This window comes from Pseudarthrobacter adonitolis, assembly GCF_055412845.1.
Map to the genome: position 1 here is coordinate 20,915 of NZ_JBVAYW010000025.1, position 21,417 is coordinate 42,331.

A 21,417-nucleotide genomic window follows, 5' to 3' on the forward strand; every position below is an offset into this window, starting at 1 on the left:
CGGCACAGCCCACGCCGGGGATTCAGTCCACGACGGCGGTTCAGCCCAGCAGGCCCGGCACAATCAGCAGGGCGGTGGGCAGGGCCAGGAGCAGGGCGCAGCCGGCAAGCACCATCCCGCGGGCGGCGGCAGGCAGCTGCGGCTGAGGGGAAAGCAGGCGGCTGACCCGGGACGTAGTGGTCCGGGCAGAACCTGAGACGGCGCCGGTGGGCGTCTCAAGCCCGTCCAGCGGAAGGCTGGGGTGCGCGGACGGCATGGCGGCGGCCGCCAGGCTTCCAGCCATCCCCGCCCCCATACCTCCGGTAGGTCCGCTGGCCACAATGGCGATCGCCTTGATGAGCGTGGCTTTGCTTTCCGTCTTCAGCGCGACGTCGTCCGCCAGCATTTCGATGAGCGAGTTCACCGACTCCTGCGCGAGGCGGGTGGTGGGCAGCCAGGGGAGCGCCTGGCGCCACGCGGCAAACGCCCAGAGCAGGAGATGGTGGCGCTGGTTGAGATGGGCATTCTCATGGCTAAGGACGGCCCGTAATTCAGCCGGCTCCAGGGCCGCCATCAGGCCGTCCGAGAGCACCGTCACCGAGCGTGCCCCGCCCGGCAGGCAATAGGCAACAGGTGAGTCGTGGCTGATGACCACCGTGCGGGCCGCGTCCACGGACGGCGCGGCCAACAGAGCCAGGAGCTCCCGGTGCCGACGCCGCTGCCGTTCGATCTTGTAGTAGGTCAGCAAGAGGGTAAAGACCAGATGGGCGGTGAGCAGCGCCGCGGCGGACAGCGCGAAGAGATGCCAGAAGCCCAGAGCCGTGGTGGGCGCGTTGAAGAGGACCATATCCGCCAGCCCACGCAGCCCGAAGATGAGGTTGTCGCCGATCGGTTCGAGCCCATAGACCAGCATTGCGCCGATCATGGACAGTCCGCCCGCAAGTGCTATCGCCTGCCACAGCAGCATGGCCGTGAACGGTGACCGGGCAGGCCACGAGGCACGGGAAAGCAGGATAGGCACTGGCCACGCCAGGACTATCGCGAGGACCGCCAGCAGGTACGAGGCCCAGAACATGGTCCGCTAGATGTGGCCAAGCAGTTTGCGCAGTGTTTCCGCTTCACTGTCCGTCACGGAGCCGATGAACCGTGCCAGCACGGCTTCACGGTCAGGCGCAGAGCCCAGCACTTCATGCATCAGCTCCGCCGTGTGGTCTTCCCTGCTGGAAACGGCCTGGTAGCGGTGCGGCCGGGTACCGCGTTCCCGCTCCACCAGGCCCTTCTTCTCGAGCCGCGAGAGGACAGTCAGGACTGTTGTGACGGCAAGCTCCTTGCCCTCATGCCCGGCAGCATCCCCGTTTGCCTCGGTGGTTGTTGCCAGTCTGTCGCGCAGGGTATTCGCGGTGGCTGCTTCGTGGCCCGCCCAGAGCAGATCCATCACTGCCCGTTCCAGTTCGCCAAGACTTGCCATTGCTATACATCCTTCGATTTCCCCGCACCGGGCCGTTAACGGCGCGGTGACTGCACTAGCGCTACAGATACAAAAACAAATTTACCTGTTTTTCGCCTGAGTTTCTACGTACGGTAGAACACTGGGCGCGCCGCGGCCTTGTGGGCGCCGCTTCCACAATGTAACTGTTGGTTTACAGTGCCTGCCGCATTGTTCTACACTCTGTAGAAGTCAAAGTTCTACGAATCGTAGAAAAGTTGCACCGCCAACCCGAGGGACTGCTGTGGAAGCTCTGGAAATCGCACGCTGGCAATTCGGCATCACCACCGTTTACCACTTCATGATGGTGCCTCTCACCATCGGACTGGGCCTGGTGGTGGCCGTGATGCAGACGCTCTGGCACCGCACCGGCAAGGGCGAATACCTCCGGATGACCAAGTTCTGGGGCAAGCTCTTCCTGATCAACTTCATCATGGGCGTGGCCACCGGCATTGTGCAGGAGTTCCAGTTCGGCATGGCCTGGAGCGAGTACAGCCGATTTGTCGGAGACGTGTTCGGGGCGCCGCTGGCCCTGGAGTCGTTGCTGGCCTTCTTCGTCGAGTCCACGTTCCTGGGCCTGTGGATCTTCGGCTGGAAGCAGCTGAAGCCGGGCATCCACCTGGCCTGCCTCTGGGTAGCCGTGGTGGGATCGGTGTTCTCCGCGTACTTCATCATTGTGGCCAACAGCTGGATGCAGCATCCGGTGGGCGCGGAGATTATTGACGGCCGGCCGGTCATGACGGACGCCTGGGCCGTATTCACCAACAACACCGCCCTGGTGGCCTTTCCGCACACCCTGATGGGAGCACTGGCCGTTGCCGGCGGATTCCTCCTGGGCATCGCGTGGTACCACCTCTGGCGCAGGCGCACGGACGGGATCGATACCATCGGCGCCAATGGACGGGTGGTCCCCGGCGAAGCGGCCATCCCCGGCCGTGACCTGACCGATTACAAAGTCTGGATCCGCTCGTTGCGGATCGGCGCTGTCGTCGCCATGATCTCGTTCGCCGGCACCGCCCTGACCGGCGACCTGCAGGGCAAACTCATGTTCGAGCAGCAACCCATGAAGATGGCCGCGGCCGAGGGCGCCTGCCATGACGGCACCGGCTTTTCAGTCCTCAGCGTCGGGAACCTTGGCTCCAAGAACTGCGATGAGATTGTTGCCCTGATCGAGGTTCCGGGCATCCTCTCCTTCCTGGCCAACGGCGACTTCACCACGGAGGTCAGGGGCGTCAACGGACTGCTGGACCAGTACAAGGCCGACTACGGAACCCACCTGCCGGACAACCCGATCTACGGCGAGCGGGCCGGCCAGGAGATCGAGTACGTCCCGGTTATGGAAGTCACCTACTGGGGCTTCCGGATGATGATCGGCTTCGGTGGCCTTGCGGCGCTGGCGGCGCTCATCGCGCTGTGGGTGACGCGGAAGGGAACCGTGCCTGCATCGCGTTGGCTGATGCGCCTGGCGGTGTTTGGCATCCTGGCCCCGTTCGGCGCCAACGCGGCCGGCTGGATCTTCACCGAGATGGGCCGGCAGCCGTTTGTGGTGGCCCCCAACCCGGACTTTAACGGCATCGACCAGGTGTTTATGTTTACCGCGGCGGCCGTCTCACCCGGAGTGTCGGCCAGTGAACTGCTGACGTCACTGATCGTCCTGACCGCCGTCTACGCCGCGCTGCTTGTGGTTGAGGTCAAGCTCCTGGTCAAGTTCATCCGGGGCGGAGTCGCGTCCGCGATGCCGGAACTTGCACACACGCCGGCCGACGAAAACGGGGACGCCTCCAAGGGCACGGGCACCGGTAAGCCCGCCGACGACGTCCTGGCATTCGCCTACTAAGAAGAGCAGAGGATACTCAAGCATGGAACTGCTTCCCACCATCTGGTTCATTGTCATCGCGGTGCTTTGGACCGGCTACCTCTTCCTTGAAGGCTTTGACCTCGGCGTCGGAATGCTGATGAAGCTGTTCGCGCGGAACAACACCGAGCGCCGGGTGCTGCTGAACACCGTCGGCCCGGTCTGGGACGGCAACGAGGTCTGGCTGATCACGGCCGGGGCGGCAACGTTTGCGGCGTTCCCGCTGTGGTACGCCTCGCTGTTTTCCGCCCTCTACCTCCCACTCCTGGTGGTGCTGGTTGCCCTCATCTTCCGTGCCGTGGCGTTCGAATACCGCGGCAAGGGCGACACCGACAAGTGGCGCGCGCGCTGGGACTGGGCCATCGCCCTGGGCTCCTTCTTTGCCGCCTTCGGCGTCGGCGCTGCCCTGGCCTTGACCACCACGGGCCTGCCGCTGAACGCGAACGGTGACCGCGTAGGCGGTGCCTTCGCGTGGTTCAGCGGTTACGCCGTGCTGGGCGGGCTGGCCGTGGTGGGGTTCTCCCTGCTGCACGCGCTGGCGTTCCTCGCGTTGAAGACCGACGGCGATGTGCGCCACCGCGCGCGCCGCTGGTTCGTCCGGCTGCTTCCGGTCCTGCTGCTGCCCCTGGCAGGCTGGGCACTCATCATCCAGTTCCTGGAAGGCAAGCCGTGGACCTGGGCGGCCGTGATCGTGGCTGTCAGTGCCGCAGCAGCAGCGTGGTTCCTGGCACGGCGGGGATCCGAAGGCAGGGCGTTTTTGGCGATGGGGGTCTTCCTCCTCCTCGGCAGCGCGTCCATTTTCGGTGCGGTGTTCCCGGTGGTGCTGCCCTCCACCCTGGATCCGGCGTTTGACCTCACAGTTGCCAACGCGTCGTCCTCCGATTACACACTCGGGCTCATGAGCGTGGTAGCAGCCGTTGGCCTGCCCCTCGTGATCACCTACCAGGCGTGGACGTACTGGGTGTTCCGGCGCCGGGTCAGCGCGTCCCAGATCCCCGCGGCCCACAGCTTCCTGCCGGCCATTGCCGTCAGGGCATTCACCACGAAGGGCTGACCGGCCGTGCGCCCAGATTTTCCGGCCGGACCGGCCACCCGTTCCGCCATCTACTGGCTTGGCCTGCTGGCAGCGCTGAAGGCGCTGTCGCTGGTTCTAATGGGGCAGGCCGTGGCTGCCATGCTGGCCGGGCTGGCCGCCGGGAACGGGTCCTGGGCCGAGCAGTTGCCCTGGGGCCTAGCGGGCGTTGTCCTGAGGTCCGCCACGGTGTGGGCCCAAGGCATCGCCGCGCGCCGCGCCGCGCTGGGCATCAAAGAGGAACTCCGCTCCGAACTGCTGGCCCGGGTCCTGCGGAACGGGGCGCGCAGCACCGGCCCGGCCGACGGCGGGCTGGCCGTGCTGGCTACGCGCGGGCTGGATGCCCTGGACAGCTACTACACGCAGTTCCTCCCCGCGCTGGTGAACTGTGCCGCGATCCCGCTGCTGCTCGGGGCGCGCATCCTGTTCACCGACTGGGTCAGCGCCGTGGTGATTGTCCTGACAGTTCCGCTCGTCCCGCTGTTTATGGTGCTGATTGGCCGCTACACCGAGGACCATGTCCGTGAGGCCCAGGAAACGCTGACCCGGCTGTCTGCCCACATGCTGGAGCTGGCCAAAGGCTTGCCCGTCCTGGTGGGACTGGGCCGTGCCACTGCGCAGCGCAATGCCCTTGAGGAGATCTCCGAGGAATACCGCGCCAGGACCATGGGGACACTGCGCACCGCGTTCCTGTCCGCACTGGCGCTGGAACTCATCGCCACGATTTCCGTCGCAGTGGTTGCCGTGTTCATCGGCGTCCGCCTGGTGCACGGCGACATGCCGCTCGAGGCCGGCCTCCTGGCGCTGATCCTCGCGCCGGACTGCTACCTGCCGCTCCGGGAGCTCGGGACCGCCCACCACGCCAGTGATGACGGCCGGGCGGCCCTGGCCGAGACCAGGAAAATCACGGCAGCGCCCGAGCCGCGGCCGCTGCCTACACAGGAAAGCGAAGCTACCGCGTACGACGACGGCAGCCGGCGTTCCGTGCCCGGGTCCGGGGGAGTGACGGTCACCGACCTTACCGTCACGTACTCCGGACGGTCCGCTCCCGCCGTCGGGCCCCTGACCTTCACCGCCCCGCACGGGCTGATCACTGCCCTGGACGGCCCCAGCGGCGCCGGCAAGAGCACTGTCCTTGGCGTGCTGGCCGGGACCGTCGGGGACGGCGGCGGAACCACGGTGTCCGGCCGCCTCTCCGGCCTGGAGCGCGGAGCAATCGCCTGGGTTCCGCAGCATCCGGTTATGGTGGCGGACTCCGTGCTCGAGGAGGTCATGCTGTACCTCGGCGGCGGAATGGGCCGTGACACTCCGGCAGCAGCCGGGGCGGCAAAGGATTGCCTGGCGGCAGCGGCTGCCGGGCACCTGGCCAGCCACCATCCGGCTGAACTGAGCCCGGGCGAGCTGCGGCGCGTTGCGTTGGCGCGCGGCCTGGCCCGTATCAAGACCGGTGCCACCGTTCTGCTGCTCGACGAGCCCACCGCACACCTTGACGCGGTATCGGCGGCGCTCGTGCAGGACTCGATCAGTGCGCTCCGGGGGAAGGTCACCGTCATCCTGGTGGCCCACGACCAGCAGACCCGCGAGCTGGCCGACCACCTGGTGCCTGTATCGGCCCGCGGCATCACAGCGTCCTCCGAAGGGACTGTGCTGTTAGCTGGGACAGGGCCGGCCGGGGTAACCGCGCCGTCCGGAGCCGGGCGCGATGGCGGAATCGTGTCCGCCGTGGAGCGAGAGCATGTCCAGGAAACTGCCGGGCGTCATGCGACGCAGGCGCAGGCGCAGACGCCTGCGGCTGGGGATCCCCGGCCAGGCGGGACCGCCCGCCTCCTGGCCGGCCTGCTGTCACCTGTGGCCGGCAGGTTCACCGGTGCCGCCGTGGTGGGCACTTTTGCCGCCATTTTCGCCGTTGCCCTGTCCGGCCTCTCCGGCTGGCTCATCATCAGGGCCAGCGAACAGCCGCCCATCCTGTACCTGCTTACTGCCATCGTCGGGGTGCGGTTCTTCGGGATCGGGCGCGCCGTTCTGCGCTACTGGGAACGGCTCCTGCTCCACGACGCCGTCTTCGGCGCCCTCACCCGGCTGCGCGGCCGGCTCTGGGAATCACTGAGCCGCAAGGCACTCTCGCTCCGGCGGCTCCTGCAGGGCGGCAACGTCCTGGGCACGGTGATTGACGACGTCGACACCGTCCGGGACCTGCTGCCACGCGTTGTCCTGCCGCCCGTCACGGCGCTTGCCGTGGCCGGTTCAGCGCTGGTGGCAACCGCCCTGGTGGCGCCTGCCGCGCTGCCCGCCGTTGCCTTGGCTGCAGCTGTCAGCCTGTTTGTGGCGCCGGCGGCCGCCCTGTGGGGGGACCGCCGCTCGGCCACAGCGGAACAAAGCCTGCGGGCAGGCGTCCTGCGGCGCACGTCCGCTGCGCTGGATGCCCGGGCGGAGCTGCACGCGAACGGCATCGCGGCAACAGTCCTGGACACGCTGCGTTCCGAGGACCGCTTGGCCACCCGGGCATCGCAGCGTTCCGCTTGGGCCGAAGGCCTCGGCCAAGCCATGACCGTCGGTGCCTGCGGAAGCGCCGCCTTGGCTGCTGCCGTGCTGGCTGCACCCCAGGTGCTGGCAGGAACCATGGAGCCCGCCACTGCCGCGGTTGTTGTCCTGCTGCAGCTGGCGTTGGTGGAACCGTACGCAGCGATGACGACGGCGGTGCTCCAGTACCCGGCGCTTCGCAGCGTGATGCGCCGGGTCAGTGAGTCCGGCGTACTGGATGGCGGCGCGACGGAAACCGGGGACGGCGACGGCCTGCATGGGGTCCCCGCCCGTTCCGGCGCAGCCGCGGGCGTTGAACTGGAAAGCGTCGGGGCGGCGTGGCCCGGCGGGGAACCTGTGTTCTCCGGGATCTCCGCAACGGCCGGACCAGGCACCTGGCTGGCGGTCACCGGACCGTCCGGCGCGGGGAAATCCACGTTGCTCGCAGTCCTGCTGGGATTCCTACCGGCCGCCACCGGCCGGGCAGCGGTGTCCGGGACGGCGGCCTGGTGCCCGCAGGAGGCACACCTGTTCGATTCGACGCTGCGGGGCAACCTGATGCTGGGCGTTCCCGCAGCGGACGCGGTGACAGGCGTTTCGGCTGCTCGGGGCGGCGGCGTGCCTGCCGACGGTGACGCCGAGCTGGAAGCAGCGTTGACCGCCGTCGGCCTCAGCGCCCTGGTGTCGCGGCTGCCGGCCGGGCTGGATACCCGGATCGGGCCGGGCGGTTGCTTCCTCAGCGGCGGCGAGCGGCAACGGCTGGCCGTGGCGCGGACCCTGCTGACGGGGGCCGAGGTCATCCTGCTCGACGAGCCCACGGCTCATCTGGACGCGCAGGCGGGACGGGAAATGCTGGCAGACCTCCGCGCCGGCCTGAAGGACCGCACCGTGGTCATGGTGACCCACAATCCGGCCGACATCCAGCCGGATGACGCCCGGCTGGAGCTCTCAGCAGCTTCCCGGACGGGCGCGGCTGCTTCGCTGGTTGGTTAAGTCCGCAGCCTGAAAGCCGGGCGTGCGCTGCCCAGCCGTCACTGGCTCAGCCGTCTACTCCTCAGCCGTCCACATCGTGGAGGTGATGGACGACGTCGTGCAGGAAGTACTGGGCCAGCGTCAGGACCGTGAATTCGGAACCGTTGCTGCGCACGCCCCGCCGTCCCCATTCTGCCTCCCTGACGCCGGCGAAGGACTCTGCGATCTGCTTGCCCTCGGCCGTCAGTTCGGCGCTGACCACGGCGGGATCGGCGTTCGCGTAATCCTTTTCGACGGCGGTGCGGTCCTGGTCCCAGTTCTCAAATTGGGCGGCGTCGGCGTCGAGCATGAGGTTCAGCCGCTGGTCGAACAGCGTGAAGACGTCGCGGACGTGGCAGGCGTATTCCAGGGCCGACCACGTGCTGTCATCCGGGCGTTCGGCAACCTCAGGCCGGCGGAGGACGGCCCGCCAGCGCGGAAGCATGTTCTCCACGGTGCCCGGCACGGTGGCCGGCGTGGCGGTGGAAGAGTCGAAGGAGCACTCGGGGCACGGCCGGGACAGGACCCAGGTCCAGTCCTTTTCATCAGGAATGATAGGCATGGCAGCAGTCTAGGCCGGATCGCTCCAGGCCATGGCCGGACCCACCGCGTCCACCGCCTGGGACAGGGGAATCCCTGACCCGTCCCGCCGGCCGTGTTCCTGCGGCAGCGACCTGGCAATCCCGGCCAGCGATGAGGCCTTCGCGGGTCCGTGCCCGGCCCAGGCCAGCAGCAGCGTGTCTTCGCCCTTGAGGAACCGGTGGGCGCGGACGCCTGCTGTCGCGCGGCCCTTGGCGGGGTATTCGGCGAAGGATGTCACCTTGGCCGCACCGGGCGCGGTGCCCGGCAGGGCGCCGTCGGTGCCGGCGATGGTCACCACCACGGCGGCGTCGTCGGCGGCGGTGACGGCCCCGAAGAACAGCACCTGGTCCCCGGCGCCGAGCTTGATGCCCACCATGCCGCCGGCCGTCCTGCCCTGGGCCCGGACGTTGGCGGCGCTGAAACGGAGCAATTGCGCCTCACGGGTCAGGAACACCAGGTCGGTCTCTTCTGACCCGGCCGGCGCCACACCCACCACCTGGTCCTTGTCCTTAAGCGCAATGACTTCCCAGTCCTCGCGGTTCAGGGGGTAATCGGGCTGGACCCGCTTGACCACACCCTGGGCGGTGCCGACGGCCAGGACTTCATCGAGCGGGGCGAACGCCACCAGCGTTTCGTTCTTCAGCAGCGTGATGAAGTCCTTGGCAGGGACACCGCCGGCGAGGTTGGGCAGTCCGGACATCGGCGGCAGTACCGGCATGTCCATGACCTGAAGCCGCAGCATCCGGCCCTGGGAGGTGACCGCGGCGATTTCCCCGCGGGCCGAGGTCTTGACCACTGAGCGGAAAACGTCGTGTTTGGCCCGCGGCCCGGATTCGGCGAGGGGCTCCTGGTTGGACGTGCGCGCGATCTGGCCCGACGCCGTCAGGATGGCCCAGCAGGGATCATCCGAGATCTCCAGGGCGAGCGGCGCGGCCTTGCCTTTGCCGTTGGGGGCGGCCGCCAGTGCTGCGGCCACGGTGGGGGAGACAGCCTCGGATTCGAGCAGCACGGTCCGCCGCGGCGTGCCGTATTTTTCGGCGATTTCTCCGAGTTCGGTGGACACGAGTTCCCGCAATCGCTCCTCGGAGCCGAGGATGGCTTCAAGCTCCGCGATCTCACGGCGCAGCTCCTCCTGCTCCTTTTCAAGCTCGATCCGGGAGTACTTGGTCAGCTGCCGCAGCCGCAGTTCCAGGATGTAATTGGCCTGGATCTCGGAAAGATCGTAGATGGACATCAGGCGGACCCTGGCCGCTGCCACCTCATCCGAAGAACGGATGATCTGGATGACCTCATCGATGTCCACGATGGCGATCAGCAGGCCCTCCACCAGGTGCAGGCGGTCCTTCTTCTTGCCCAGCCGGAACGACGTCCGCCGCCGCACCACGTCGATCCGGTGCTCCACGTATACGGAGAGCAGCTTCACCAGGCCGAGGGTCTGCGGCTGGCCGTCCACCAGGGTCACGTTGTTGATGCCGAAGGAATCCTCCATCGGCGAGTAGCGGTAAAGCTGCTGGAGCACGGCGTTCGGATTGAACCCGTTCTTCAGCTCGATGACCAGGCGCAGGCCATGCTGGCGGTCCGTCAGGTCAACGATGTCACTGATCCCGGTCAGTTTTTTGCTATTGACCGCGTCCTTGATCTTCTCGATCACCTTTTCCGGGCCCACCATGTACGGCAGCTCGGTGACCACCAGGCCGGTGCGCCGGGCAGAGAGCTGCTCGATCTCCACCTTCGCCCGGGTCTTGAAGGAACCGCGTCCGGTGGCGTAGGCGTCCCGGATGCCGTCCAGGCCTACGATCCGGCCGCCCGTTGGCAGATCCGGCCCGGGCACAAAGCGCATGAGGTCATCGAGGGTCGCATCCGGGTGGGCGATCAGGTGCCGCGCGGCGGAGATGACCTCCACCAGGTTATGCGGGGCCATGTTGGTGGCCATCCCCACGGCGATGCCCGTGGCCCCGTTGACCAGCAGGTTGGGGAACGCGGCCGGAAGGACGTCCGGCTGGGTCAGCTGGTTGTCGTAGTTGGGGACAAAGTCCACCACGTCTTCGTCGAGGTGGTCGGTCAGCGTCAGGGCCGCCGCCGCGAGCCTGGCCTCCGTGTACCGGGGTGCCGCGGGACCGTCGTCGAGGGAGCCGAAGTTGCCGTGGCCGTCAATCAGCGGCAGGCGCAGCGAGAAGTCCTGGGCCATCCGGACCATGGCGTCATAGATGGCGGTATCGCCGTGGGGGTGGAGCTTGCCCATGACCTCGCCCACCACCCGGGCGCTCTTGACGTGGCCGCGGTCCGGACGCAGGCCCATCTCGCTCATCATGTACAGGATCCGGCGCTGGACCGGCTTGAGCCCGTCCCGGGCATCAGGCAGGGCCCTGGAGTAGATCACCGAATACGCATACTCCAGGAAGGAGCCTTCCATCTCGGACGTGACATCGATGTCCACGATGTTCTCGACGAAATCCTGGGGAGCGTCCCCGGCAGGGGCTGGGCTTTGGCGGCGGGCCATGGGGCTGGTGGATCCTTCTGGGTTACTGGTGGTGCTGTGGTCTGGGCGCAGGTCTGGAGGAAGATCTCCGGGCACAGGCCTGCGCCGTCAGTTTGTGGTTAGGCTAAGCCTATGGTGGATCAGCCCGGGGACGGCGAATATCCGGAACATTGGGAAGCCGATGTCGTACTCCGTGACGGTGGCACCGCCCATCTGAGGCCCATCCATCCCAGCGATGCGGACGCGGTGCAGGCTTTCCATGCCGGGCAGTCGCAGAACTCAATCTACATGCGCTTCTTCGCGTTCAAGGCCCGGCTGTCCAGCAAGGAGCTCAAGCGCTTCACTGAAGTGGACTACACGGACCGGGTTGCCCTGGTGATCACCTTCGGCGGCGAAATCCTGGGGATCGGCCGCTACGACAGGCTTGATGACCCCCTCGAAGCCGAAGTCGCGTTCAACATCGCCGACGCCCACCAGGGCCGGGGCATCGGCTCAATCCTGCTCGAACACCTTGCCACAGCGGCCCACGAAAACGGGATCCGCCGCTTCAGCGCCGAAGTGCTGCCGGAAAACCGCAAAATGCTGATGGTGTTCGCCGATGCCGGCTACGACGTTAAACGCCACTTCGACGATGGCGTGGTCAGCTTGGAGTTCAACATCGACCCCACCGAAAAGTCCCGGGCGGTGATGGAATCACGCGAGCACCGCGCCGAGGCGAGAAGCGTCCGGGAGCTGCTGTCGCCGTCGTCCATTGCCGTCATCGGGGCGAGCCGCAAATGGGGGACCGTGGGGTACCAGCTGCTGGAACACATTATCGAAGGCGGCTTCTCCGGGCAGGTCTACGCCATCAACCCGGAGGCGCTGGAGCTCGCAGGAATGATGTCCTTCGGCAGGATTTCCGAGGTTCCGGAGCCGGTGGGGCTCGCCGTGGTAGCCGTTCCGTATGAGGAAGTGGCCACGGTGGTTGACCAGTGCGCCGCGGCCGGCGTCAAGGGGCTGGTGATCGCCTCCGCGGGCTTCGCGGACGACGGCGAACGCGGCCTCACTCGCCAGCGCAACCTGGTCCGCAAGGCCAGGGCCAACGGCGTGAGGGTGATCGGGCCCGCATCGCTGGGGATCGTGAACACCCATCCCGACGTGAAGCTGAACGCCTCCATGGCGCCCTCACTGCCGGGTCGCGGGGGCTTGGGCCTGTTCAGCCAGTCGGCGGCGATCGGTGTTTCCCTCTACGCGGCGTCGCACCGCCGCAGGCTGGGCCTTTCCACGTTCCTGTCGGCGGGTAACCGCGCCGACGTCTCTGGCAACGACATGATGCAGTTCTGGGAGGACGACGCCGACACCACCGCGGTGGGCCTCTACCTGGAGTCGATCGGGAACCCCCGCAAATTCTCCCGGATCGCCCGGCGGCTGGCCCGCACCAAGCCCGTGGTGGTGGCCAAGTCTGAAAGCATGGGCCTGCGGCTGCCGCCTGGCCACGCCGTCCGGACCACCCAGGCCCCGGTCGGTGCGCTGGACGCCATGATGCGCCAGGCCGGCGTCATCCGGGTCGAGACCATCGAACAGCTGATGGACATCACCCAGATAGTGTCCGGCCAGCCGCTCCCGGCGGGGCCAGGGCTGGCCATTTTCAGCAACTCCCTGGCGCTGGGCAAAGTGGTGGCTGACAGCGCCGAGGCACACGGTCTGACCGTGGATGGCATCGTCACCGACGTGGATCTCGACGCCGGCATGTCACTGGCATTGCCCGCCCTCCGCCGCAGCCTCCAGGACACTCTCGCGTCCGACGCCGTCCACGCCGTGGTGGCGGCTCTGCTGCCGGTGCGTGGCCTGACGGTGGACCATATCGCCGAGGTCCTGGCCGAATGCTCGGCCACCGCCGGAAAACCGGTAGTCGCGGCCTTCACCGGCATCCTTGACCCCTCCATCTACGTGGAGGGCATGGTGGGGGCCGAACAACGGACAGTGCCGTGCTTCTCCAACGCCGGTGCGGCTGTGGCGGCGCTCGCCGCCGTGGTGCGCTACGCGGAGTGGGTGGCACGGGACCCCGGCCACTTTGTCCAACCCGAAGGCTGCGATCCGGAAGCCGCACGGATCCTGCTGGATCAGCTTCTGCACGATGTCCACGGGGAGCAACTCAAGACCCTGGAGCCGGCGTCCGCGGCAGAGCTGCTGGCGCACTACGGCATTGCCGTGCTGCCGTCCGCCGGGTTCGACTCAGAAGATGAGGCCGTTGCTGCCGCCGGCAGGCTGGGCTGGCCCGTCGCGCTGAAAACCACCGATCCGGCACTTCGCCACCGCCTCGACCTGGGCGGAGTCCGCCTCGACGTCGACGATCCGGATTCCCTCCGCCGCAACATCGTGCAGATGCGGCGCTCGCTGGCACCCTACGGTTCGCCGGCCCTGGAGGTGCAGTCGATGGCCCCGGTGGGGCAGGCGTGCACGTTCCGGGCTATTGAGGATCCGCTGCTGGGGCCGGTGGTCTCCTTCGGGCTGGCCGGCGACGCGGTCAACCTGCTGGATGACTGGGCGCACCGCGTGCCTCCGCTGTCCGCCGCCGACGTGAAGGACTTCATCCGTGGGCCCCGGGCCGCCCGCAAACTTTTCGGCTACCAGGGCCTTCCCGCCGTCGATATTGTTGCCCTGGAGGAAGTCGCCGGGCGGTTGGCCTGGATGAAGGACAACCATCCGGAAATAGCCCTGGTGGAATTCAACCCTGTCCTCTGCGGAACCCAGGGCGTGTCCATCCTGGCCGCAGATATCCGGATCGGCAACGCAGCCCAGCGCACTGACAGTGCCCGCCGTGCCATGCTGGGCTGACCGCGGTTAGCATGTCCCCGGCCGATCTGTGAAAATGGGGGAATGAGCTCACAGCCTTCCCAGTCGACGCCTTCCACTTCCGGCAGTGACAACCAGGCAACCCGCCCCCACAGCTCACGCAGCCACACGCCCCAGGGCCAGAGCCTGGATGGCGCGCTCCAGAAGGCTGGTTTCTACCCGCGCCTGGTGGCCGACGTCGTTGACGATGCCCTGGACGGCCGCGAATGCGTGGCCCACCTGGTGCACCTGGAAACCCACTTTGACCGGGCCGAAGTCCGCCGCCACATCACCGTGCTGGTGCTGACCGCCGACATGCTGGTGATCACCCACGTGGACGACCAGCAGCTCGACGAGGCCGGCGAACAGATCGTGGCCCAGATCTCCACCGAATCCGTTCCTGTCGCACAGATCCGCTCCGTGGTCCTGAGCTACATGTACTCCCAGCCGCAGGACTACAAGCCCTCGGATCCGGTCCGGGAAGTCACTCTCGCCATTGCCTGGTCCGGCGGCCAGCGGCTGGACATGGGGCCCGCGAGCTGCGGAGACCCGCAATGCGAGGCAGACCACGGCTACAGCGGCACCATTGCCCAGGAGGACATCGTCCTGCGGATCAGCGCCGAAGCCGACGGTCCGCAGGCCGTCCAGGACGCCAAACTTTTCGCCCGTGCCCTGAGGGCCGTGAACACCGGCTCCACGGCTCCCGTGCCGCACGCCGGCCAGACGCTCCAGCCCCGGCCGCGGACGGGTGTGTTCGGGAACAGGCTCAGCCGCGGGCACCAGCAGCGCTGAGATGCCGGATCAAGAACAAGCAACAGTCTCCTCAGCCTCTTCCGCAGCGGGTTCCCGAGTGGCCGGTCAGCAGCTGAGCATGCCGCCGGCGCCTGCCTTTGGCCGGCGGTCCATCGCGGACGTCCTCACCAGCGCGGCCGCCAGCCTCGGGGTGGAGGGTTTCACGAACTCACTCGGCCTTCCGCCGGCGTCGCGCGTCTGCGTGGTGCTGGCCGATGGCCTGGGCCGGAACCTGCTGAAACAGAAGTCTGCCCACACACCCTTCCTGCGCTCCGTGATGCAGTCCGGTCAGGGGGAAGTTCCCGTCTGGCTGGACTCCACGTTCCCCTCAACGACGGCCGCTGCCCTGGCCAGCTTCGGCACAGGCCTTCCGCCCGGCCAGCACGGAATGGTGGGCTATGACGTCCTGGACCCGGAACAGGACAAGGTAGTCAACATGCTCGGCAACTGGGATGCCAAGGTGGACCCCGCTGAGTGGCAGCCGTTCCCTACCGTCTTCGAACGGGCCTCCGAATCAGTTAATGTGACCACGGTCAGCCTGCCGCAGTTCGGCAACTCGGCCATGACCCAGGCGGCCCTCCGCGGCGGGAATTTCGTCTCAGCCGTGACGGCCCACGCCCGCACAGAAGCCGCCGCCGAAGCCATGGACACCGCCGGTCAGTCCCTGATGTACTTCTACGTCAACGAACTGGATAAGGCAGGCCACCGGCACGGGTGCCAGTCTCAACAGTGGGAACACCAGCTCGAAGAGCTCGACGCAACAGTCAAACGGCTCCACGCGTCGCTCCCGGCCGGGACCACCGTACTTCTCACCGCGGACCACGGGATGCTCGACGTCCCGGAACAGCAGCGGATCGACTTCTCCTCGGACGCGTCGCTTGTTGACGGCGTGCGGCATACGGCGGGGGAGCCCCGGATGGTCCACCTCTACCTTGAGGATCCGGCGGACGCCTCGGGCCGGGAGCGCTTGCTGGGCGCGTGGCGAGCCCGTTTCGGCGACAGAATCTGGGCCTTCACCCGGGAGGATGCCATCGCCGCCGGCCTGTTCGGGACGCTGCGCCCCGCCGTCGGGCCCCGGATTGGCGACATCATGATTGCCGCGCGGGACGCCCTGGCCCTCTACGACACCCGCCGCGGGCGCCCCGCCGCCATGGAGGTTGTGGGACAGCACGGCTCGCTGACCAAAGCGGAACGCGAAGTACCGCTGCTGTGCTTTAGCGCCGAAGGCAGGCCACGACGACGCTGAGTCGTCAGTCCCGCTTGGTCCCGAAGACGATCTCATCCCAGCTGGGAACCGTGGACCGCTTCGGTTTCGCGGGCTGCCGTTCAGGCTGGTCCGCGTCATGGTCGTGATGCTGGCCGGATCCTGCGTCGTCGGTGCTGGCCGTGTAGGCTGCGCGGCGCGGGCTTCCGCCGCCCAGCAGTTCGTCCAGGCCCACGCTCGGCGAGGGGCGTCCCGGCCCCGACTCGCCTGGGGCGCCCTGTCCTGCAGGACGGAGAGGGGACGCCACGATCGTGATTTCCCTCGTGTCGGTGCTGACGCCGTCGTGCAGTTTCAGGACGTCATCATCGTCAGAGTCCCGGTGCGGAGGGATGAGGCTCAGCCGGGACAGCATTGACGGCCGGGCGTCGCGCTTGCGGGTGAGGGGGTCAGCTGTGGCGGCACGTGCGGCGTCCTCCGGCGCGGTGGACTCGGCGGGAGCTGCGTCGCGGATTTCCGGCTCGCGGTACTGCTGTTCCCTGGATTCCGGTTCCGGGACCACCTCCGAAGGACGTGGATGGGCGGCGGGCACGCCGTGGGTCAGGAGCAGCGCCAAGGCGTCGTCCGCGTCCTCGTCGACGCCCAGGCGCTGGCCGCGGCGTGAACGCAGCATATCCAGTAGACCGTCGGATTCCCTGGCCTGCGGGACGGACTGCGGACCGGTCGAATTGCGGGCGGCCGCCGCTTCCGCGTCGGTTTCAAAGTCAAACGGCCGGTCCGAGACCGCAGTGAGGCGGCGGGCCGGGACGGGACCGTCCAGCGGCTCCAGTTCACTGAGCTGCTGAGCCCAGCGGTTGGCGTTCTGCAGCGACTTGCGGGCTGGACTGAAAGTCCATTGCGCAGGCGGCTCCTCGCCGATGCCGGAGGTGCCGTCCTTTTTGGTTTCAAAACGGGCCACCACGGTCCAGTTGCCGTCCTGGCGCCGCCATGAATCCCATTCCACGGTGGAAGGCTCAACTCCGTGGGCTGAGAGACGGTGGTTGACCATGTCCTGGAGGGACGCAGGGTTGTCGCCAAAAACGGAGCGGTAGGTGTCATGTCCGGGGGAGGGCGAAGCCACGTCCACCTTCCGTGCCTGTTGCGCTACATACTCCCGCTCGGCAAGGACAGGGCCCTCATACCGCTCGACTTTTCCGAGGGGAAGCCCGGAAAGCTCAGCCACCTCCGCTGCGGTGGCACCGCTGCGGATCCGTGACTGAATGTCCCGCGGGGACATGGCAATGGGCGCGGCCGCGGAAGCGGTCTTCGCCGAAGACCGGCTGGCCGCCCGCAGTGCTTCATCGATCGGCAGCTGGAACATCTCGCCGCCGGCACCGCTCAACAGGAGATGCTCCCCGTCGTCGTGTACGCCTACAAGCCGTAGATCCTGCATACAAATCCTCCACCCTGGCATTACTATCAATCGAAACTCTGCCACTCACGGGCACTCTTTTGGGTTAGGAGCAAGGGCGCGCCGCGATATTCCGGCACTTTCGGACGCCATTGCCGTCAGCGGCGGGGGTTTGCGCAGTGCATGCGGACCGGACCCGCGCAGAAGTCTGGATTTTGCCGGCTGCTCGCGGAAAAATGTGCCCCCGCACGGGGTGTGACTGGCAGCGATAAATGGCGGTTTTTCGTAGCGCTATTTGTCACCCGGCAGCCAATAGAGGGATCCTTTGCTGAGACTGCCAGCGGTGAAAGTCGTGACTCACGATAACCGCCGATGCTGAGGACAGGACTGCTGCCCGAATGCAGGTTCGCAGCAACGGGCCGGAACTCATCCTGCCCGGCTAAGAAGCAGCCGGCCGCTTCGCCATGTAGCGGCTACCGACTGTCATAGGCACGTTTAGCATGCTCCAAGTGGTCCGACATCCGGCGCACCGCATCGAGCGGATTGACGACCGGACTTGGTTCCGCGATCAAGTCCTCATCATCCCAAGTATGGCGGTCCAGCCAGCGTCGTTCGATCCCCATATCGGGAGGCATCGCGTCGTAGTACATGATCGATTGGGAGGCTGTGGAGTCTCGGCGTTTCACCGTGTCCTGGAGGATGGACTCGTGCATCTTCACCCGTGGATCATGTTCCGGGTGGAAGAAGATGTGGCGATGGGCGGTCTCAAGGATGAGATCATTCAGCGCCATCGCCAGCCCGCCAGGGAGATTGATCCTGTGGTCTCGCCTCAGCCGAGGCTGGGCATCATGCAAAGCGCCTGGCAGGTATAGGAACCGATGCGGGTCGAGGGGGACATAGACGTCCCAGTAACTTGCAGCGCGCAGTTGGTCCTCATCGTCCTGCCCATTGATGATTTGAACGGGAACGTCGGAAGTGAACAGGCACAGGTTCGTAAACCCAATGCCCCACGGTCGTCGCGCCAGAAGAAAGGCGAGCGGTGCGATCTCCCGCACAATGTACTCGAGGTGGGGGTTGTTGCGAGCGAGCCGGGAGGGAAACGGCAGCGACTCGCCATCCAGTTTCCTTAGCCGTTCTCGTTGACGGGCCGTTCTGAGGATCTGCGCGGCGATCCACCATGCAATGGCATATCGAGTTTCGTCCCTTGTTGGCCATTTTCCAGGCAGGGCACTATCAGCCGGTAAGCGCCCTTTGTCGAGCACGAAGCGGAAAGCGGTGGCCGCTTCACCCTCTATAACCCCCAAGAATTGCTCCATATGGTGATGGGGTATCCCTTCAGGATCGGTCCCCCAGTAGAAGCCCTTCGCGGAACCCACATTGTGGATGCCTTGCGTAAAGTCGGTTTGGGGCCTATCCGCTAGGGCCGCTTGGATAACCTGGGTGGTTGCCGCCTGCTTGGCAAAGCGTTTGAGGTACATCACCGGCACAATGTGGTCGTTCGTGCTGCCTGGCTTCATCTGTCTTGCCCCTCTTTGACGTTCTCGCCGGTGTCCGGCACATAGAGCAAACTATCGAATACATACTCCCCTTAGCTCTAGGCGCGTCTTCCCGCTGTATCCGGCGCATGACGCTGGACGGCAAGGCAGACCTGATCCAAAATTTTGGATGGCACTGGCGCCGGTGAAGGATCCCTTAGCGTGCTTCCGAACAGCTTCGAACATCGAGACCTGACGTCACGCAGACTTGAACCGCGAGGCTAACGACTCACGCATCCTCGCCACATCCAAGTCGCCGGCTGTCTGCTCTATGAGCACTTTGGCTAACCGTTTCGGCCAGAGCACGTGAACGCCACGAGTCGAGAACGCGCCCCCGATCAGGGGCCAATCTGCTTCGACGAAGCACAGCGCCCCAGTGACCGGAACATCCCCAACGAGGTCGCGCACGACGTCGACCTGTTTGAGCACGCCATCGACCAGTTTCGTGCAATCACGGCGGCCAACGAGGAGCTTCTCAATGCGTGGGCGAAGGATGCCACCCTCGATCTTCAGTTCAGGCCGTCCCTTGTACCGCTTGGCATCGATCACCCAGATTCCACTGGGAGTGATGGCGATGTGGTCGATGTTGGCCTTCGAGCCGGGGATGCGTCGGTCGTGGAGGACAGCCAGGCCATCGGCGGCCAGGGCATTTAGCCGAGCACCGAGGCGTTCCTCACCGACCGCGCCTCGATCCCAGGACTTGGTGTGCGGCCGCTCGTCAGAGAGGGCGACTGCGAGGCCACCGAATCGACCCCACTTCTCGCGGAGCTTTTCCTCGTCCTTAGCCTTGCGGCGCTCAAATTCACGTCGCGCGGATGACCCGGCTACTCCGGAATGAGTGGACAACGAATCATCACAAGGTGCTTCCAGGTCGGGGGACATGGTTTCCGTAGCCTCGGTGGCACACTCCAAGCAGCGGATGGTCTTCGTCTCGCTCTCATAAATCGCTTCTGTCCCGGCCGGAAGAGAGGCACTGCACAGCCGGCACGCTCCGGCGTACCGAAGCCTCATCTGCTTCATGAAAATGCACTTTGGATCACCGACACGGACCCAGTCTGCTTGTAGATCACGGCCGTTAGGCCGCGGATGCGCTTTGCCATGGCCCCATCCTCACCCACGGCAGGAACTTTTTCGGGATGTGCCGCGCGTAGCGGCTCGCGAACTGTCCCGGGCCCTCGACGAAGCATCGAAAAGGCGCAACTGAGTATGCATGACGCTGACGTGCAAGTTGGCATACAGATAGTTCAGGCGGCGGCCTCGCCACGGCGGCTACGTTGCTGGTGGCTGCGAAGTAACTACGCAGTGACTGTTCTCGAGTGTCATCTGGGTGTTATTCTGGGGTCATGAGCATCTCAACGACCATCATCGCGGGTCACAACGAGACCGCCCGCCTGGACATCCACGAGCTCGTACGGCGATTGAACAGCCACCTCGGCCCTCTCTTGGTGGCTTCTCTGGCAGGTTCGAAGGACAGGAAGCTTCCGCACAAGTGGGCAAAGCCCGACGGTCCGACACCTGGTCCGGCCTTCCAGAAGCGTCTGCAGTTGGCGCACCGCGTCTGGATCTCCATTGCAGACGCCGAGAGCGAGGCCATCGCGCGCGCTTGGTTCATCGGTGGAAATCCCTTCTTGGGCGAAGACACCCCGATCACCGCCATCCGTGAAGACCGGCACAAAGAAGTCCTCCAGGCACTGACGGCGTTCCTCGAGGACAGGCAGGACGTTTGAGCGGGAAGCAGTGTACAAAAACGGGTCTCTGGATCCTGGACGACTTCCGGTCCGGCCGCCGGGTCGCCACCACCAACCGTGGTGCCCTGGATCCGCCTGAGCGGTGATGACCCGGCAGGCTGGAGCCGCTACGACACGCCGGGTTCCACTGTCTACATTTCTGACAACGACGAGATCGCCTTCGCGGAGGTGCTGTCCGGGTATGCCCTGAAGCTTGGCGCCAAGCATCCGATGCAAAAGGATGCCGACTTCATGGGGATGACCCTGGACGATTACGTCAAGGGCGTCAAAGATGACTGGGGCAACCAGGTCAAGATGGGCTACCTGCCGCGGCACTGGCGCGACCGGCGCAACATCTACCAGCTCACCCTGGGCGACGCAGGCTGGTGGGTCGACGTCGAACACCCTGACTCCATCGCAGCCATAGGGGGCGGCATCGGCGAGAAGCTCAACGATGTACTCGGCGTCTCCCAACTGACGCTCGGCGTCCTCCACGGTGAGAACCGGGCGGCGACGACCATGATCGCTACGTGGATCCGCGAGCAGGTCCTGGATGACGGCAGCCTGCCGTTGGGCATCCGGTTCGAGAGCAAACACGGCGGGGGAGATTGTTGGGCATACTGGCTGCGCCGCCGGGACGATGGCCTGGACGGCGATGAAATGGTCTCCAATTCGGTCACCGAGATTCAGGCACACAATTCCGCTCTAATGACCGTGGCGAAACGCTTCGGCATCAAGGTCTGGTAGATGGAACGTGAGCACTCCCTCGGATCCAGCACAACCGCAGGAGTTCCAGGACTTCTTCTCTGCCGTGCTCCAGGGAGGATAGTCACCTGAGCTGCTGGACCGGGCCAACCTCAAAACGGTACGGACGGCCGTCGCCGGCGCTTTGGCCCAGGCACCTGCATACGAGGTGGCGGAGGAGTGCCTGCGATTCGGCCTGGCGCCACTCAAAGAGGGCGAGGATCCGTGGA

General features: G+C 66.1%; 15 protein-coding genes. 8 read left to right on the forward strand and 7 right to left on the reverse strand.

The annotated features are described in order from the left end of the window. Positions 1-40 precede the first annotated feature (40 nt). Both ACZYZ4_RS17325 and ACZYZ4_RS17330 read right to left on the reverse strand, forming a co-directional pair. Positions 41-1,054, reverse strand: a complete 1,014-nt coding sequence (locus ACZYZ4_RS17325) for a M56 family metallopeptidase (protein WP_463862884.1) — start codon at positions 1,052-1,054, stop codon at positions 41-43. A 6-nt stretch (positions 1,055-1,060) separates the two neighbouring features. After that, on the reverse strand, positions 1,061-1,447 hold the full coding sequence (locus ACZYZ4_RS17330; RefSeq protein ID WP_193339923.1) for a BlaI/MecI/CopY family transcriptional regulator: 387 nt from the start codon (positions 1,445-1,447) through the stop codon (positions 1,061-1,063). A gap of 262 nt (positions 1,448-1,709) precedes the next feature. On the opposite strand from ACZYZ4_RS17330, the gene ACZYZ4_RS17335 reads away from it, so the two are divergent. From ACZYZ4_RS17335 to cydD, 3 genes are read left to right on the forward strand one after another with little or no spacing between them, the layout of a single operon-like run. Then, entirely contained in the window at positions 1,710-3,302 is a 1,593-nt protein-coding gene (locus tag ACZYZ4_RS17335; protein WP_463862886.1) for a cytochrome ubiquinol oxidase subunit I, read from the forward strand. 22 nt (positions 3,303-3,324) lie between these two features. Next, positions 3,325-4,374 (forward strand): cytochrome d ubiquinol oxidase subunit II, encoded by a 1,050-nt coding sequence (cydB, locus tag ACZYZ4_RS17340; RefSeq protein WP_463862888.1) that lies wholly within the window; start codon positions 3,325-3,327, stop codon positions 4,372-4,374. A gap of 6 nt (positions 4,375-4,380) precedes the next feature. Further along, positions 4,381-7,905, forward strand: a complete 3,525-nt coding sequence (gene cydD / locus ACZYZ4_RS17345; RefSeq protein WP_463862890.1) for a thiol reductant ABC exporter subunit CydD — start codon at positions 4,381-4,383, stop codon at positions 7,903-7,905. A gap of 61 nt (positions 7,906-7,966) precedes the next feature. Here the strand turns inward: cydD and ACZYZ4_RS17350 are convergent, their stop codons facing one another. Continuing rightward, positions 7,967-8,485 carry a DinB family protein gene (locus ACZYZ4_RS17350; RefSeq protein ID WP_463862892.1) on the reverse strand — a complete coding sequence of 173 codons (519 nt, stop codon included), beginning with the start codon at positions 8,483-8,485 and terminating at the stop codon, positions 7,967-7,969. Between the two features lie 9 nt (positions 8,486-8,494). Continuing rightward, a complete protein-coding gene (locus ACZYZ4_RS17355; RefSeq protein WP_463862894.1) occupies positions 8,495-11,005 on the reverse strand; it encodes a DNA gyrase/topoisomerase IV subunit A in 2,511 nt (836 codons plus the stop codon). Between the two features lie 111 nt (positions 11,006-11,116). Here ACZYZ4_RS17355 and ACZYZ4_RS17360 point away from each other — a divergent pair, with 111 nt between their 5' ends. The 3 genes from ACZYZ4_RS17360 to ACZYZ4_RS17370 all read left to right on the forward strand — a co-directional run bounded on the left by ACZYZ4_RS17360 (position 11,117) and on the right by ACZYZ4_RS17370 (position 15,836). Then, on the forward strand, positions 11,117-13,801 hold the full coding sequence (locus ACZYZ4_RS17360) for a bifunctional acetate--CoA ligase family protein/GNAT family N-acetyltransferase (protein ID WP_463862896.1): 2,685 nt from the start codon (positions 11,117-11,119) through the stop codon (positions 13,799-13,801). A gap of 42 nt (positions 13,802-13,843) precedes the next feature. Next, on the forward strand, positions 13,844-14,590 hold the full coding sequence (locus ACZYZ4_RS17365) for a DUF5998 family protein (RefSeq protein ID WP_463862898.1): 747 nt from the start codon (positions 13,844-13,846) through the stop codon (positions 14,588-14,590). 79 nt (positions 14,591-14,669) lie between these two features. Further along, positions 14,670-15,836, forward strand: coding sequence for an alkaline phosphatase family protein (locus tag ACZYZ4_RS17370; protein ID WP_463862900.1), 1,167 nt, complete (start codon positions 14,670-14,672; stop codon positions 15,834-15,836). 4 nt (positions 15,837-15,840) lie between these two features. Here ACZYZ4_RS17370 and sepH read toward each other — a convergent pair whose 3' ends face one another. The 3 genes from sepH to ACZYZ4_RS17385 form a co-directional block, all read right to left on the reverse strand. Beyond that, the gene (sepH, locus tag ACZYZ4_RS17375) at positions 15,841-17,223 is read right to left on the reverse strand and encodes a septation protein SepH (RefSeq protein WP_463862901.1); all 1,383 of its coding nucleotides are present in this window, start codon (positions 17,221-17,223) and stop codon (positions 15,841-15,843) included. A 431-nt stretch (positions 17,224-17,654) separates the two neighbouring features. Then, positions 17,655-18,698, reverse strand: a complete 1,044-nt coding sequence (locus ACZYZ4_RS17380; protein WP_463862903.1) for a DUF4238 domain-containing protein — start codon at positions 18,696-18,698, stop codon at positions 17,655-17,657. Between the two features lie 216 nt (positions 18,699-18,914). Then, the gene (locus ACZYZ4_RS17385) at positions 18,915-19,598 is read right to left on the reverse strand and encodes a nuclease-related domain-containing protein (protein WP_463862904.1); all 684 of its coding nucleotides are present in this window, start codon (positions 19,596-19,598) and stop codon (positions 18,915-18,917) included. 461 nt (positions 19,599-20,059) lie between these two features. Here ACZYZ4_RS17385 and ACZYZ4_RS17390 point away from each other — a divergent pair, with 461 nt between their 5' ends. Both ACZYZ4_RS17390 and ACZYZ4_RS17395 read left to right on the forward strand, forming a co-directional pair. Continuing rightward, positions 20,060-20,443 (forward strand): hypothetical protein, encoded by a 384-nt coding sequence (locus ACZYZ4_RS17390; protein ID WP_463862906.1) that lies wholly within the window; start codon positions 20,060-20,062, stop codon positions 20,441-20,443. A gap of 78 nt (positions 20,444-20,521) precedes the next feature. Then, positions 20,522-21,190, forward strand: a complete 669-nt coding sequence (locus ACZYZ4_RS17395; protein WP_463862908.1) for a hypothetical protein — start codon at positions 20,522-20,524, stop codon at positions 21,188-21,190. Positions 21,191-21,417: the final 227 nt, after the last annotated feature.

Coding starts and splice junctions, on each gene's coding strand:
- sepH (WP_463862901.1), bottom strand. CDS start 17,223: ATGCAGGATCTACGGCTTGTAGGCGTACACGACGACGGGGAGCATCTC.
- ACZYZ4_RS17330 (WP_193339923.1), bottom strand. CDS start 1,447: ATGGCAAGTCTTGGCGAACTGGAACGGGCAGTGATGGATCTGCTCTGG.
- ACZYZ4_RS17370 (WP_463862900.1), top strand. CDS start 14,670: ATGCCGCCGGCGCCTGCCTTTGGCCGGCGGTCCATCGCGGACGTCCTC.
- ACZYZ4_RS17385 (WP_463862904.1), bottom strand. CDS start 19,598: ATGTCCCCCGACCTGGAAGCACCTTGTGATGATTCGTTGTCCACTCAT.
- ACZYZ4_RS17355 (WP_463862894.1), bottom strand. CDS start 11,005: ATGGCCCGCCGCCAAAGCCCAGCCCCTGCCGGGGACGCTCCCCAGGAT.
- ACZYZ4_RS17380 (WP_463862903.1), bottom strand. CDS start 18,698: ATGAAGCCAGGCAGCACGAACGACCACATTGTGCCGGTGATGTACCTC.
- ACZYZ4_RS17350 (WP_463862892.1), bottom strand. CDS start 8,485: ATGCCTATCATTCCTGATGAAAAGGACTGGACCTGGGTCCTGTCCCGG.
- ACZYZ4_RS17325 (WP_463862884.1), bottom strand. CDS start 1,054: ATGTTCTGGGCCTCGTACCTGCTGGCGGTCCTCGCGATAGTCCTGGCG.
- cydB (WP_463862888.1), top strand. CDS start 3,325: ATGGAACTGCTTCCCACCATCTGGTTCATTGTCATCGCGGTGCTTTGG.
- ACZYZ4_RS17365 (WP_463862898.1), top strand. CDS start 13,844: ATGAGCTCACAGCCTTCCCAGTCGACGCCTTCCACTTCCGGCAGTGAC.
- ACZYZ4_RS17390 (WP_463862906.1), top strand. CDS start 20,060: ATGAGCATCTCAACGACCATCATCGCGGGTCACAACGAGACCGCCCGC.
- ACZYZ4_RS17360 (WP_463862896.1), top strand. CDS start 11,117: ATGGTGGATCAGCCCGGGGACGGCGAATATCCGGAACATTGGGAAGCC.